The organism is Vibrio jasicida CAIM 1864 = LMG 25398, from assembly GCF_000400365.1.
Classification (GTDB): domain Bacteria; phylum Pseudomonadota; class Gammaproteobacteria; order Enterobacterales; family Vibrionaceae; genus Vibrio; species Vibrio jasicida.
In genome coordinates this window covers 15200-30432 of record NZ_BAOG01000052.1, presented here as the reverse complement: position 1 = coordinate 30432, position 15233 = coordinate 15200, and the positions used below count along the sequence as shown (strand labels likewise).

Below are 15233 nucleotides of genomic sequence, written 5' to 3'. Positions count from 1 at the left end.
TTTAGTAAACCGTGCACCACTCATTTTTCATGTCGATCAGGTGCCAGTTATCACGTTGGTTGGCCTCATCCATCGCTTTGTCTAAGTGCCCCACACTCGATTTACGGTCGTACTTCCACTCGCGATCTTCATCAGTGTGATGAACGATCATTGCCATAGAGTTTGGTTGGCTTGTTGCCCATTGCATCATTGCGTGGTCACCATCTGAGTTACCAATAGCGAGTACTGGTTTCTTACCAATGATTTGTTGAATATTTTCAACTTTGCCCGCTTTGTCATCAATGGTCAGGATCTCATCTAGCTTAGTGACGGTTGGCTTACCGTCGTTGTAGTCGTACTTGTATTTCAGTGCACTACCAATGATTTGTTGTTCTGGAATGCCGTAAACCTCTGGTGCCCAAACACGCATAAAGTCCACGCCACCGCCGGAGACAATGTAAGTTTTAAAGCCGTGTTCTTGCAGGTAGGTCACCATTTCACGCATCGGCTTATAAGTCAGCTCTGTGTAAGCTTTGCCAAAACGCGGATCTTTTGCGGCTTTCAACCACTCAGAAACTTTCTGTTGGTATTCTTCTACTGTCATGCCACTATGGGTGACTTTTACGATCTCAAGTAGCGCTTTTTCACCACCTTTAAAGACGCTTTCGATGTCATCATTCAATACGGATTTGAACGGCTCTTTTGTCTTCCATTCTGGGTGGTCTTTTGCCATGAGTTTCACTTCGTCTAGCGCATAAGCCAGTTGGAAGTAGAATGGTTTTTCCGACCATAAGGTACCGTCATTGTCGAATACCGCGATACGGTCTTGTTCAGGAATGAACGTCGACTTGGTTGTATCCATCGATTGGTCAACATAGTTCACAATAGCCGTTTTGCTGTCGCCATCTTTCCATGATGGTAATAAGTTTGGATCGCAGTCTAGTGCCATCGCAGAAAAAGATAAGCCAGATAAGACAGCTAGGGCGCAGATGTGTTTCTTGTTCATATTATTATTTACCTAAGTTTGTATGTATTGTTCGAGTACATTCGAGGTGAAATATCTACCCAAGTCACTTTCGCTGAACTTCGCATCTCGAGGTTACTTGGGTATAGAGAAGAACAACGCGGGTTTAGCCTCTTTCCCTAACCATAGACGTAATTACTTGTTAAGAACTCGCAAAGGGGCAGTAACGTCGCTTCTCATGCGTAATCGTGCTTAATCAGCATCTTTAGCAAGGCGAAGTCCCATGTCCGACATAATTATAGACTGGCTTGCGAAATCTCGACGGAAATTCTCTGATTCATCAGAATCATAGGCAAAGCTGCCGCCTCGCACGGACTTGTGTGCTAGGCCGGCTTTTTCATCTTTAGCGTTGTTTGGATTCTCGGTTGGGCCATAGCGGTAGAAAGTATCGTCATACGCGTCGATCACGAACTCACCAACGTTACCTGTCATGTCATACAGACCAAGTTCATTAGGTTGTTTTTGACCAACGGGATGAGCTTGGTTTTTGGAGTTGTCGGCATACCACGCCACATCAGCAATGTTGTTTGAGCCTGCGTAAGTGAAACCTTGGCTCTTGTTACCGCCTTTTGCAGCAAACTCCCATTCCGCTTCTGTCGGTAAGCGGTAGCTTTCGCCAGTCAGCTCGTTCAACTTCTCGATGAAGTAATTCGCCTGTTGCCAGCTCAAGTTGTTAACCGGGATGTCTGCACCTTGGAAGTAACTCATTGAAGAACCCATGACAGATTCAAACAATTCTTGAGTGACCTCGAATTTGGAAATGTAGAAGCCGTCTACCTTTACTTCGCGTACTGGGGTTTCTGCCTTCTTGGCGGAGTCACTGTCCGATCCCATGACAAATGAACCGCCTTCAACCAACACCATGTCTTGATCAATGTTGAGCGCGATAGGGTGCGGTGATTGAGTCGCACAACCACTCATTAATACGCTGAATGATAGAATGGAAAGTGCGGTTAACGATTTGCTTTTAAATGATTTCATCAATAGTTTCTCGCCAAAAAAGTCATGATGAAGATTAGCAATAAACGCTATGAAAAAAGGTTATAAACGGTATAACAAGCCTCTTGTATTAATGAGATTTATGATTAGGTCATCAAGGTGAAAATGGCGTTGTTATGGTCGTATCATCTTAACTTTCATTACGCTAAAGGTGACTCATGCATATTACTCAAGGTCCTCAGTTCAATGGTAAAGCGTCTAAGCGTTTACATGTGATGGCAAAGCCAATTGGTGCGGTATGTAACATAGACTGTACGTACTGTTACTATCTCAGCAAGCAGGACTTACTTGAGTATAAAAAAGGCTGCACGCCAGTAATGGATGAAGCAACACTTGAAACTTACATTCGCCAATACATTGAAGGGCAAAACACACCAGAAATCATCTTCTCTTGGCAGGGTGGTGAACCAACGATGTTGGGTTTGGATTACTTCAAGAAAATTGTTGAGTTTCAAGCGAAGTACAAGCCTGAAGGTGTGATAATTTCCAACGATTTGCAAACCAACGGTACGTTGCTGAACGATGACTGGTGTGCATTTCTAAAAGCGAATAATTTTTTGGTCGGCTTGAGTATCGATGGACCAGAGATGTTACACAATGCTTACCGTACCAACCGAGCAGGGCGAGGCACGTTCAAGCAAGTGATGAACGCTGTGGAGCTTTTGCACGCTCATGAAGTAAAGTTCGCGACACTGACTTGTGTGAATAACCTAACGAGCCGTAACCCAATTGAAGTGTACCGATTCCTACGTGATGAAGTTCGCTCTCCTCAAATGCAGTTTATTCCCATCGTGGAACAAAAAACGTTCCGTACTACCGCACCTCAAACATGGGAACCGCAAGAGCAGTTGAAACAAGGCGACAAGCGTCTTATTCCTGGTCACAAAGACTCGGTCGTTGAATCTTGGTGTGTCGCGGACGAGGCTTGGGGTAACTTCCTTATCGCTATTTTCGATGAGTGGGTACAAAACGACATTGGTAAAGTCTTCGTTCAATACTTTGAAGCGAGTGTCGAGGCGTGGATGGGTCGCAGAAACCCGCTTTGTACACTCGGTGAAATCTGCGGTAAAGGCTTGGCAATGGAACCAAACGGCGATGTTTTTGCTTGTGACCATTACGTTTACCCAGAATACAAGATTGGCAACATCCACCACGAAAAATTAGACACGTTGGCGTATGGTCCTGAGCAGCAAAAGTTTGGCTTTGCCAAGACTCGCTCGTTAACCAAGCAGTGCCAACAGTGTGATTACCAATTCGCTTGCTACGGCGAGTGTCCGAAAAACCGTTTCATTCGCACCAAAGACGGTGAACCTGGGTTGAACTACCTGTGTGCAGGTTGGAAAAAGTTCTTCTCTCATGCTGATAAGGCAATGGCATACATTCTTCGTGCAACGGGTAACCCTGTGGTACATGGCAAATACAGTGATGCAGTGTTACGCCAACAAGCGGCGAAGCGTCCTGTATTCGAAACCAAATTTTAAGGGATTGATATGACATTCTCAAAAACGTTATTAGCCATCGCTCTAGGCGTCACCGTAAGCCAATCTGTTGCAGCGCAGGATGAAACCTTGCTAGCACCGGACCAAGTTTCTTCTGCGAGCGTAACAAGTGCTGAGGAAACCCATTCAGCACAGATGTCGCCACAGCAAGTGGTTGCGAAGTGGTCTTATCAAGCTCAAGACGTGAAACAACCAGTAGAAAAGCGCATTGAAGCGTTGCATGAGCTGGCGAAATACCCAAGTCAAAACGCGCTGGTGGCAGTTGCACGCAGCTTACAAGACCAAGACGCTGCGATTCGTGAAGCGGCTATCGTTGGCGCTGAACCTTACACGATTGAGCATCGTTGGCGTATGATTGAGCCACTGTTGAGTGATCCAGAGGCGATGGTTCGTATTACTGCTGCGACCAATTTAGTGCGTGATTTTTCTAACGTGAGCAGCGAGCAGCAGCAAACGCTTGAAGCGCCGGTTGCTGAACTGATCAGCTACTTAGAGCACAAGAAAGACGACGGCTCCAAACTGTTATTAGCGGATGTGTATCGTTGGCATCATGAATGGGATAAAGCAGATAAAATCTATCAAGCTTTGGTAACCAATCAGCCTGAAAATCCACAAATTTGGTTAAGCTTGGCCGACAACTACCGAGCGCAGCAACGCGATGCCGATGCGGTCAAGACGTTGGATTCTGCGATCAAACTTCATCCTGATAATGCGTCTTTGCATTACTCGAAAGCGCTGACGCTGGTGCGTTTGGATGAGAAGAAGAATGCAGCGACAGAAATCGAAAAAGCGGCCAACATGGCGAAAGATAACAGCTACTACTGGTATCTCAATGGCGTACTGCAAGAAGACTACAACCTAGACAAATCGGTGAAGTCTTTTGAGCAAGCGTATTTGATCTCTGGTGCGCCGGAACAGCTTTATGCGGTTTGCGACATTTATGTTCGTTACGACAACCCGAAAACAGATGAGTGCTTGGGCGAACTAGAGAAAGTCGCACCAAGCTACGTGATTGATCAATTGAAAGAGAAGAAAGGGCAGAAGAACGCCAAAGTAAGTAGCTAAGACCATTCTGGCTCTTTTCTAAGCTTGTGCTGTTATACCCAAGTAACCTCGAGATGCTAGGTTCAGCGAGAATGACTTGGTTTGTAGACGCGGCGGCGATTTAAAGATCTAGTCACTCTAAATCAAGAATCGACAACAAAGTATACAAGCCAAGACAGCTCGCCCTTCGGGAGCGTGTCATTGTCCCGATCTCTGCGTCAAACAACTTGGAAAGAGCTGGCTATTACGCGGCGTCGTTTTCCTTGACCTCGAATCAATGACAACGCTCTGAATCCTGCATCTTGAAGTCACTTGGGTATACATAACAGACTGAGAACGGAACATTGAGGCGATTGAACTCCTTGATCCAACGCCATTGGTTATCTTGGAGTTTATCGCCCGGACCTTTCACTTCTATCCATTCAAACTTCCCATCTTTAAATGCAATCAAATCCGGCATACCGTTTCGATAGAGTTTTAGGTCGCTTAACTGCACGTTAAACAGTTCGACCAACAGGGCATTAGGGATGTGTTCAAGAGCAAGGGATAACAACTCTTCGTTCACATATGCCCAACTGACGAAGGGATTACTGATACCAATTTTATCTCGGTATGTATCAAACAAAGCCTGTGTATTCCCTTGTTGAACTTGCTCAAACGCATTGTCGATAAGCTGCTTTCTTTTATCGGCAAAATCGGCGTGATACAAATCCAATGGTCGATGTTGATAAGCGTTAATGAATGCGCCTTCTATCGGTGCAAAAATCGCATCCCACAGGGTTAATCCTAACAAGCTGTTGAGTAGGGAATTCTCGGAATAGAAGACGGCCCAACCTAAACTTTCGAAATGCGCTTTGGTTGCCAGCTCCACCCGTTGCTGAGATAGATCCAATTCGATGTGGTATTCGCTGCATTTTGGCTTAGTGGCTCTCGGGACTTTCAAGCCTTGTTTACGTTTAACGCGTTGTTCGAGCTTCTGTGCTACCTCAAACTCAGAGACATCAATAGGCTGAGTGAGCATTTCCGTGACAATGTCACCAAATAAATCGTTTTGTTCTAGCTTGTCGTAGATGCGAGCACGACGTTCTCGGCTTGGCGCGAGTGTGGTCGTCTCAAACAGTGCGATTGCAATTTCAAGTTCGTTTATGCGCTCGTAATCGCGGGCAATGTCGTTAATCATGTGTTCGCGTTTACGCTCGACGTAGCGATGTTCAACTCGTTCTGGCATTGCTTCGATAAGAACATCGAGGTTTGCTTTTTGTTTTCTATCGCTTTGCCAATAAAGGTTGGAGATTTGACTGAGTTCGATCAGGCGATCTATTTGTTCTCTATTTTCAAAGAATCGTCGAGCTTCACTAAGTTGGTACGTTTCAAATTGATTCAAACCTAAATCATCAAGGACAAACTGACTTAAGTCCTGATGAGTATTCGCGAAGAATAGGGCTAGCAGTACATCAATCATATGCGCGGAGTTCAGCTTAATCACCGTGAAATCTAGATCTTCGAATTGTTCAAACTTGCTCTTACTTAAACATGCCACCAAGTCCTCTTTTTTAAGGGACTTAGGGTATTGAGGGTAGAGCGATAAGACTTCCGGTTTGGTCAGTAGATTCGCTGCTAATTCCTGTATCGTTAGGTCAGGTGAGAGCGAGACAAAATCATGACCAGCCAATTCACCCAAAGCCGACTCGATATTCTCGATTTCTTGATAGTTGAGTTTGTCGCTACGAAACCAACAGCCTTTGCGACTGTACAAGCGTACGAGAAGACATTGAGCGGGTTTGGATAAGCTTTCAAAAACTGATAACCACAGATGCTCTTCTGAAGTGAGCAAATCACAGTACCACTCGGTGGCGTGCTGCGTGAGTTTAAAGAAGTTATTGAGATAGTAATCTGGGGCGAGTTCGACCGTGTTTTCCATAACCAACTAGCAATAAAAAAGGCTTAACCCATAGGTTAAGCCTTTTTCGAATCAATTTCTGCAAATCTATTGTATAAATAGATCTCAGGGCCTGTAGACCTAATGATTATGCGTTTTTCAGCTGCGCTACTTTTGCTTCAGTCAGTGGCTTAGTGATGAACGCTAGTACGATACATACCGCCATCATTGCTGCTGATACTGTGTAAGCCAGTGTGTAGCCTTCGCCATTTGTCATCGAGAAGCCAACAACAGCAGCACCGATTGCACCACCGATACCCCATGCTGTGTATAGCACGCCGTAGTTAGTGCCGTAGTTCTTCAGACCATAGAATTCAGCCGTTAGAGTAGGGAATACTGCTAGAAGCGTACCGTAACCTACTGCCGCGATTGCTGTACCGATGATCAGCGTGAACTCAGTCTTGAACGTTGCGAACAGAACCATGTTGATGCCCTGTAGAACGAACGCTAGAAGAAGAGTGCGTACGCCGCCGATCTTGTCTGCAAGCATACCTGCTGCTACACGACCGCTTGAGTTAAATACCGCAAGGATAGACGCTAGGTAAACTGCGTTTGGTAGGTTCGCTTGAACACTTGCGATAGTCGTGATGTTACCGATGATCATTAGACCAACAGAAGCTGCGAACGCGTACATGATCCATAGAGAGTAGAACTGTGGCGTTTTAAGCATTGCTTTCCACGTTAGGTCGTCAGACTTCTTAACAACCTTCGGTGCTTGACCTTCTTTTACTTTAGGCTCTGCTGGCGTGTAATCCGCTGGTGGGTTGTTGATTGTTGCTGCTAGAGGAACAGCGATAGCAAGGATACCAACACCAAGAACTAGGAAGCTTGTTTGAATGCCCATGCTGTCGATCAGCGCAGAAGTCACAGGAGCTAGGTAGATAGCTGCTAGACCGAAACCTGCTGCGATGATGCCGTTAACCATACCTTTCTTAGATGCGTGGAACCACTTCATTGCTGAAGGAGAAAGACACGCGTAACCAAAACCGATACCTGCACCAGTGATCACACCGAAAGTGATGTTCAGCATTAGAGGCGAGTTAACAAAACCAGACGCAATCATGCCTAGACCTGTAAGAACAGTACCTAGGATAAGGATCAAACGTGGCCCCATACGGTCTTGAAGAATACCTGCAACAAGAAGACAGATAGAGAAAGTAATAGTTGCAGTCGCGTAAGGTGCAGATGCTTCTGCTGCGCTCCAGCCTGACTCTGTCACTAGTGCTTTGTTGAATACACTCCAAGCATACAGGATGCCAAGACAAAGGTTGATACAGAATCCTGCTAACAGGATGCGCATAGCTTTATCAATCTTGCTCATTTTTGTTCTCAGTAATACCCCTAGGCAAATAGCAAAGAGGGGTCGGTTTAAAGATAAGGTTTGCTCAAAATAAGTTTGCGTTTTTCAACACATAACGTAATGAGCGCGGATTATAACCAATAAATGTGTGATTGGAATCTCTTTTTACCCCTGTCACTAAAAATAATTTGAAGCATTAAAAATGTTTGTAATGGGATGGTTTTATATATGAAGAAAATGTTGATCTAACGTAAAGAATCGCTGGTTTGGTAGTGAGATCCTAAGTGAAACAAGGTGGATAGCGTGAAGCTGAGTGTTTGGTTCACAGTTTAAGCAAAAAGTTTCAAAATATTTTAGTGTTAATGTTCTGTAACAAAAGTGGGCAAAATAGAGACTGTTTTCTGTAAGTGCAGGAACTAAAGGGTTTATAAATTAGAGAATGTTAACTGCTTGTAATAACTTAATTCGGAAGGATGGAGTGAACATAAATTGAACAAAAATTGTGCTTGTAATTGCTAAATAGATAAGCAAAATAGGGCGCAAAATGAGTTTTCATTAATGAAAGGATGCTTTTCTCTACTTGTAGTGAGGTGACTTATGAAATTGTTCCTATTACTTATGGCTTCTGTTTCTGCAGGTGTTGCATCAGCAGATCACATCCATTCATTCATGCTAGGTTTGTCTATTGCAACACTTGCCGTTGGCAGTTGCTACTTCTTCGCATTCCGTAGCTCCCGCTTCCCACAGCTTGCTTTGTTCTTATTGATCTGTGGCATGTTGTCTAAGCTGACGATTACCGTAGTTGGTGTAATGTGGGGGATGTCAGCTGAGTTGATTACTTCTCCAATCGTGTTTGCTTTGTCTTACTTGTTCTTCTCGTTAGCGGTAACCTACTTGTGGTTCAGCTACCGTCAAAGCATTACTAAGATTCCAGAGCGCTTTAGAGTCGCGACAGCGTAAAACCGTTTACGAATATAAAACGCCAGCATTCATTGCTGGCGTTTTACTTTGTGCAGTTAAAGCGTCACAGTCAGTGGCGGTTCTGGCACTTCTAAGAAGCATGCTATCACTCGATACAATTCGCCTTCTGCGACGGTAATCTTGCCGTCAGACTCAATAGCCAAACGACACGCCTTAACAAACTGGCGTCGTTGAAGTGGCTTAAGTTGCAGCAACAACTCCAGTGCTGCGCGACTTAAGCGCCAGTCGTTATTTGGTTCTACTAGCGTGGTTTCTGCAAACCCTAGCGATTTGAGCGAAGCGTTGAATGCTCGCTGCGCGCCTTCGTGCTCTGAATGGGTGACCCATGCCAATTCACGTAGTAACCAGTGAACGCTTTCTTTGAGCTGCTTAAAGGTTTTGTTCTGGCGAGTAGAACCAAATGGCGCAATAAGCTGCTTTTCTAACAAGTTAATGACGCACCATTCACCTAGTGAGTAATGATTATCGGTTTGAGACAATTCACGCAACACTTGGCAAAGTCTACTTTTCTGACCTTCACTTATCGATTTAAGCGCAGGGAGAGCGAGCTCTAGTAGAGGAAGCCTCAAATGTAGGGGCAAATCGTAATCCAGCCACGGTAACAGCTTTGCGTGCGAGACCATTGGAATATGACCTTTAATCATCTCACGTTGCACATCACTACCATCAAAGATCAGAAGCAATGCAATAAAGCGCGAACTGTAGGGTTCACGCGCAATGTCTACCAAGCCTTGGGGCAATTGGCTGATAAGCAGTTTACCCGTTTCACTTAGCTCTGAAGAAGTTTTTGTTTCAACTGGAGTTTCAAGGTGCGTAGAACCAAAGTCGGCATCGGACGAAAACCCACTGACTTGTTCATTTCCAAACGCTGAAGCGTGGTTCTGACTTCTGTGTAAAAAGCTGCCGTCCCAGTTAGGTTCGATGCGACGGATTCGCTCTTCCAGAGGTGGGTGAGTAGCGAAGAAGCCGGTGAAGCCAGACAAACTGCTTTGCCCAAACATCATGTGGCTCATTTGGCTGCTCGCTTGTGCATTTAAGCTAGATCCAGATGCGTGACCGCCAATCTTCTTTAGAGCACCTGAAATGCCTTGGTCATTACGAGTAAACTGAACCGCACTCGCGTCCGCTAAGAACTCACGTTGTCGTGAGATAGCTGCTTTGATCATTGATCCAAATAAAGTACCAACCCAACCAAGCACTAAACATACAATCGCGACCAACATGATGACAGCAAAGCCTTTATCAGAATCGGAGGAGCTTCTTGATGAGCGGCTAGTGTAGTGTGTATTGTCGAGAACCAAGTGACCCAAATGCGCAATACAAGTAATGCCGAACAAGACGCCTATCAAGCGTGTATTCAATCGCATATCGCCATTTAACACATGGCTGAATTCGTGAGCAATAACGCCTTGCAGCTCATCTCGGGAAAAGATGTCAAGCGCGCCTTGTGTAACACCAATGACGGCATCATCAATACTCATGCCTGCGGCAAATGCGTTGATACCTCGCTCTTCCTGCATTACATAAACAGGAGGGACGGGAATACCAGATGCAATTGCCATCTCCTCAACCACATTAAGTAATTGACGGTGTTTTGTGTCAGTTGTATTCGAGGAAATGAGCTTCCCCCCAATACTTTCGGCAACGCCGCGTCCGCCATTAGAAGAAAGCTCAGATAAGCGGAACATCGAACTGATTGCGACAATTAAGGCTACGCCCCCAAAGCACAGCAAGGTGTAGGTGATAGCGGTTCGTTGATCAAACGGCTCACCAGTGACCCCGTAATAAATGGCAATCGACAGTACGCTGACCAAACCAGTGATGATTAATACTGCTAAGGAAAACAGAAACACCAAAAGCCCGGTACGTTGACGTGCGGTATCTTGATGGTCAAAGAAATCCATTAGAACTCAACCTTTGGCGCTTCTTGGATTGCTTCGCTGTCTGCAAACTCCAGCAGCTTACCGTCTTGGAAGCCAAACATATTGGCAAACAGAACGGGTGGAAAAGTTTGCTTGTAGGTGTTGTAGCTGGTCACTGCATCGTTAAAAGCTTGGCGAGCAAAAGCGACTTTATTCTCTGTGCTGGTCAGCTCTTCTTGCAGTTGGCTCATGGTTTCGTTGGCTTTCAGTTCTGGGTACGCTTCTACAACCACATTTAACTTGCCTAGTGCATTTTGTAACATGCCTTCTGCTTGTGCTAATTGGCTAATGGCTGCGTCGCTGTCTGGTGCGTTACTGGCTGCTTTCAAACCGGATATGGCTTGGTTTCGAGCTTGAATCACTCGCTCAAACGTTTCTTTCTCATGCTCCATGTAGCCCTTTGCTGTACTAACAAGGTTTGGGATCAGGTCGTAGCGACGTTTTAACTGAACCTCAATTTGAGCAAAGCTGTTTTTAAAGCGGTTACGTAGCGTCACTAGCTTGTTGTAAATGCTGACCGCAAACACCGCGATAAGCAAAATGATGACGATAAAAACAATAAGTGAAGTCATAGTAAGTTCCATTTTTTGAATGTATTGGAACGTTATATAAGTAGCTGAGATATTAAGCAAATTAGTCTGGCTTATAATGTGCTGTGTTTTGTAAATAAGAGACACATTGCGTATTCAATACGGAGTATCAGAGGGAGGAAAAGTGTTGACGAGGTGTGTTGAATCGATGCAAAAAGGCTCGACATAGAAGCCGAGCCTTTGTTAATCGCTGTTATACAGTCGGTGCTTATGCCGTCATTGGTACAAGAACCATCGTACCGATGATAACCGTAAGCAGACCAGCTAGAACTGGTACTGATGTACGTTTCACAACTTCGAATGGGCTGATGTTTGCCATACCAGAAGTCGCAACGATTACACCAGATACTGGCGAGATAGTACGACCTAAGTTAGATGCTTGTAGCATTGGAATGATTAGGAACGCAGGGTTAAGACCCATCTTCGCAGCCAGTGAAGGAGCAAGCTCTACGAACGCGTAGAATGGAGCGTTACCAGAACCCGTCGCAATCGCAGCGGCAACAGTTAAACCCGTTAGGATAAGCATGAGCGCAATGCCGCCCGCACCCGCGTTGTCTGCAAGGTGTAGTAGGTTATCGATAGCGCCAATAGACATTAGACCTTGTGCGAATACGCCCGCCGCAACCAACAGCATGACTACACCTTTGAACGCGTCTGCCATACCGGCATAGCATGAATCGAGATCTTCAAGTGACTTCTCACCGTCGAACTTGTTCACCACATAGTGAATCACTGCACCTAAGAAGATAGAACCTACCACGATAGTGTAGATGTCTAGAGTCAGTCCAGGAATCGTACGACCGTTGAATAGGAATACACCGATGATTGGAAGGAAAGGAAGAACTGCGTAGAACGCTGGCGCATCAGCTTTGATTTCTGATACGTCAATCTTTTCCATTGGTGTGTTGTCTTTCTTATCTAGGTATTTATTCCAGAAGAAAGCTGCTGCAGCCATTACGATGATTGCACAAATAGACACAGGCAGTACGGTTTGAACCGCGAACACGTCAAGCGCTAGGCCTGATTTTTCCGCAGCGATGACCACGTCCCCAGATGTTGGTGAAAGAATGATTGCCGCAGGTGAAGCACATACTGCAACCGCTGCTGGGCGAGAGATACCCATAGCCGTCATCATCGGGAACAGAGTTGCCATCAACAAAACGCCTAGGCCAGTTGCTGAACTCACTGCAAGAGACATCAAACATGCCACGATGTAAGCCGCTACCAAAAGGACGTAAGGAGACTTGATAACAGAAAGCGGTTTAGAGAACTGTTTTACTACAACATTGTTTGCGCCGATGTGTGTCATGTAAGACGCAAAACCACAAAGTAGCATGATTTGCATACCAAGGCCGCCGCCACGGTATTGAAGCATGTATTTTACGTACTCTAGTGAGTCCGTCACCATATTACCCGTTGAGGTTATTTTTGATGGCAGAACGTCATGGCCAAGCAGACCTGTCATAAGAAGCAAACTGATACCTGCGGTTAATAACACGCCAGCGGCTTTGTAGCCTTTGACAATGAAATAACCCACAGCAATGGTCACTGCTAAGCCAATTAAGAGCTCTAACATAGGGTTGTCTCCAGATATTATGAAAAAAAGAAAGAAACTGTTTCAGTTTATGACAAGGAATTTACAGAATTCTTTCTTGTGGCACGAGACTAAATTAGAGCTAGCATGATCTAAAACAAATAATAGATTAATAAATAATTGCGCTGGATTATATTGTTTAAATTACGTTTTGTAGGTGTTATGCACTGGTTTTATTGATTTTAAAGAACGGAAAATATGAACGATTTGTCGAATAAAAATCGTACGAAATGATTAAAAAGTAGGAAAAGCGATAGTTCGAGCTAGATCACGTTAAAGGGGCTTGATTGAACAAAAAAGCTCCGAATGAACGGAGCTTTTGTTTTGACGTCTTTATATTGAAGCGCGAGTTACACGTTATGCGTAGCGTCGCACTAAGAGGTTCCAACTGCGTTGTTGACGTTCAAATTCTTCCTTAATTTGTTCGTATTTCAGCTTTGATACGGAACGTTCGTACTTTTTCACTACCGTTGCTGTTTTCTCACCAAGCACTTCTTTTCGCGCTTCATAATATTCTTGCATGTGGTGTACAAGTGCATCGAATTCCTGCTGAAGTTGGTCTCGAATCGATTGGCTATTCGGTTTCGTTTCTAACTTTTCTTTTGCCTTTTTCAGCAACTGAGTTGCGCGCGCTTTTTCGATTCGGAAAGTCGATGTCGTACGAAGTTTGGTTGTTAACCCCAGCCAAGAGCATGATTTTATCAACCATTTCGTTGGGTCGTAATGCCACCAGTACACACCATTTCGGTAATCGTTCTCAAAGATATGGTGGAAATTATGGTATCCCTCACCAAAGGTAAAGAAAGCCAAAATACCGTTATCACGAGCCGTGTTTTTGTCTGTGAAGGTTTGCTTACCCCAAACGTGCGCCAATGAGTTAATAAAGAAGGTAGTGTGATGGCTTAGGAAGAGGCGAGCTGCTCCAACGATTAAAAACATTCCCAATACATCGCCGTATATCAAACCCAATGCGAGAGGAAAGCCAATATTGGTCAGAATTGCGAGTGGAACATAATATTTATGCTGCCACACGACGACCTTATCGCGTTTCAAATCACGACAGTTGGTGTACTCGTTTTCTTTCGATTTATTATAGTCGCGTAACATCCAACCAATATGCGAATACCAAAATCCGCGTTTCGCTGAATACGGGTCTTTGTCATTGTCATCTACATGTTTGTGGTGAACACGATGATCAGAAGACCAATGCATTGCACTGTTTTGAAGAGAGAAAGCACCACCGATGGCAAAGATGAATCGTAAAACTGGGTGAGCTTCATAGGTTTTGTGGCTCCAGAGACGGTGATAACCCGCGGTAATGGAGAGATTGGTAAAACTAAAAGCGATGATACCCCAGATCAGATGTTCCCAACCTAATCCGTAGTGGTATGCATACCAAGGCAATACAACAAAAGTCAGAATAAAACTGGCAGAAAATATCAATAGATTCAACCAGATAATGGGCGGTTTATTATGCGTCACGATGTGTCCCTAACTTTGAGCTAACAACTGTTCGCTAGAATATCAGCGTACACGTGTAAGTCAAACTAAAGTTTGACGACTTTGTATCGAGTTGTGACTGCTCTATCGCTGCACAATGTTTATGATTTATCGCGCTTATTGGTGGGATATTTTGCTTTTAAACGAATAATGAGTAGTATTAATCAATGAGCTATGGCGTTAGATTTGTAAAATCTGCCAATAATAAGACCGGAATGAGGTGGAAAATGCCAAAGCTCGATAGAGAAGCAAAGAAATGTAAGAAAATAGGAATACGTAATGGAATTACGATTAGCGGAATATAAGGATTATGAACGCATCGCGCAGTTACACGTGGACAGTTGGAAGCGACATTACCGTGGCATTCTGAGTGACGGCTATTTGGATAGCGAAGCGAGTGACGACAAATTACTGATTTGGCAAACGCGTCTGACAAACCCTCCATTTAACCAACACATCGTATTAGCAGAAGAGGGTGGTCTTCTTCTTGGTTTTGTTTGTGTGTTCGGTAATCATGACTTTGAACGTGGCAGCTTCATTGAAGCGCTACATGTTGATGGTGGTTATCAAGGGCGTGGGATCGGCAAACAGCTTTTACTTGCGGTTGCGGAGTGGCACCAACAATATTTCAAAGACAGTGGTTTATATCTTGAGGTAGTTTCACAAAATGAACCCGCGGTAGAATTTTATCAGCATATCGGTGGGCAAGAGTGTCAAGAGCGCAGTTGGAAAGCGCCTAGTGGAAATGAGGTCATGGAAAAAGTATTCCGTTGGTCCAGTGCTCAATCCTTAGTGAGCGGGATTGAAGAAAACGTAATTTATTCTTAGACATTACTCACGTATCAAACATGAACGAGCAGCG

12 protein-coding genes are annotated in these 15233 nt (G+C 44.6%); 4 read left to right on the top strand and 8 right to left on the bottom strand.

Annotated features, from left to right (window positions below; translation table 11 throughout):
• Window position 1 precedes the first annotated feature (1 nt).
• Both VJL_RS14075 and VJL_RS14070 read right to left on the bottom strand, forming a co-directional pair.
• Window positions 2-985: an HAD family hydrolase gene (locus tag VJL_RS14075; RefSeq protein WP_038878833.1), complete on the bottom strand. Its 984-nt coding sequence runs from the start codon at window positions 983-985 to the stop codon at window positions 2-4.
• Window positions 986-1195: 210 nt separating this feature from the next.
• Complete coding sequence (locus VJL_RS14070; RefSeq protein WP_038878832.1) at window positions 1196-1984, bottom strand: formylglycine-generating enzyme family protein; 789 nt, start codon at window positions 1982-1984, stop codon at window positions 1196-1198.
• 176 nt (window positions 1985-2160) lie between these two features.
• Here VJL_RS14070 and VJL_RS14065 point away from each other — a divergent pair, with 176 nt between their 5' ends.
• Window positions 2161-3483, top strand: a complete 1323-nt coding sequence (locus tag VJL_RS14065; protein ID WP_038878830.1) for an anaerobic sulfatase maturase — start codon at window positions 2161-2163, stop codon at window positions 3481-3483.
• A gap of 9 nt (window positions 3484-3492) precedes the next feature.
• Window positions 3493-4566, top strand: a complete 1074-nt coding sequence (locus VJL_RS14060; RefSeq protein WP_038878828.1) for a tetratricopeptide repeat protein — start codon at window positions 3493-3495, stop codon at window positions 4564-4566.
• Window positions 4567-4819: 253 nt separating this feature from the next.
• Here the strand turns inward: VJL_RS14060 and VJL_RS14055 are convergent, their stop codons facing one another.
• A complete protein-coding gene (locus VJL_RS14055; RefSeq protein WP_038878826.1) occupies window positions 4820-6466 on the bottom strand; it encodes a VRR-NUC domain-containing protein in 1647 nt (548 codons plus the stop codon).
• Between the two features lie 106 nt (window positions 6467-6572).
• A complete protein-coding gene (locus tag VJL_RS14050; RefSeq protein ID WP_038867879.1) occupies window positions 6573-7805 on the bottom strand; it encodes an L-lactate MFS transporter in 1233 nt (410 codons plus the stop codon).
• 576 nt (window positions 7806-8381) lie between these two features.
• Between VJL_RS14050 and VJL_RS14045 the strand changes: the two genes are divergently transcribed.
• Window positions 8382-8744 carry a hypothetical protein gene (locus tag VJL_RS14045; protein ID WP_038867876.1) on the top strand — a complete coding sequence of 121 codons (363 nt, stop codon included), beginning with the start codon at window positions 8382-8384 and terminating at the stop codon, window positions 8742-8744.
• 56 nt (window positions 8745-8800) lie between these two features.
• Here VJL_RS14045 and VJL_RS14040 read toward each other — a convergent pair whose 3' ends face one another.
• From VJL_RS14040 to VJL_RS14025, 4 genes are all read right to left on the bottom strand, one after another.
• On the bottom strand, window positions 8801-10669 hold the full coding sequence (locus VJL_RS14040) for a M48 family metallopeptidase (protein WP_038867874.1): 1869 nt from the start codon (window positions 10667-10669) through the stop codon (window positions 8801-8803).
• On the bottom strand, window positions 10669-11259 hold the full coding sequence (locus tag VJL_RS14035; protein WP_038867873.1) for a LemA family protein: 591 nt from the start codon (window positions 11257-11259) through the stop codon (window positions 10669-10671). The genes VJL_RS14040 and VJL_RS14035 overlap by 1 nt, the downstream gene beginning before the upstream one ends.
• A 226-nt stretch (window positions 11260-11485) precedes the next feature.
• A complete protein-coding gene (gene dcuC / locus VJL_RS14030; RefSeq protein ID WP_038878824.1) occupies window positions 11486-12853 on the bottom strand; it encodes an anaerobic C4-dicarboxylate transporter DcuC in 1368 nt (455 codons plus the stop codon).
• A gap of 375 nt (window positions 12854-13228) precedes the next feature.
• A complete protein-coding gene (locus VJL_RS14025; RefSeq protein WP_038878823.1) occupies window positions 13229-14353 on the bottom strand; it encodes an acyl-CoA desaturase in 1125 nt (374 codons plus the stop codon).
• 297 nt (window positions 14354-14650) lie between these two features.
• Between VJL_RS14025 and VJL_RS14020 the strand changes: the two genes are divergently transcribed.
• Complete coding sequence (locus tag VJL_RS14020) at window positions 14651-15199, top strand: GNAT family N-acetyltransferase (protein ID WP_038867865.1); 549 nt, start codon at window positions 14651-14653, stop codon at window positions 15197-15199.
• The last annotated feature ends 34 nt before the right edge of the window (window positions 15200-15233 follow it).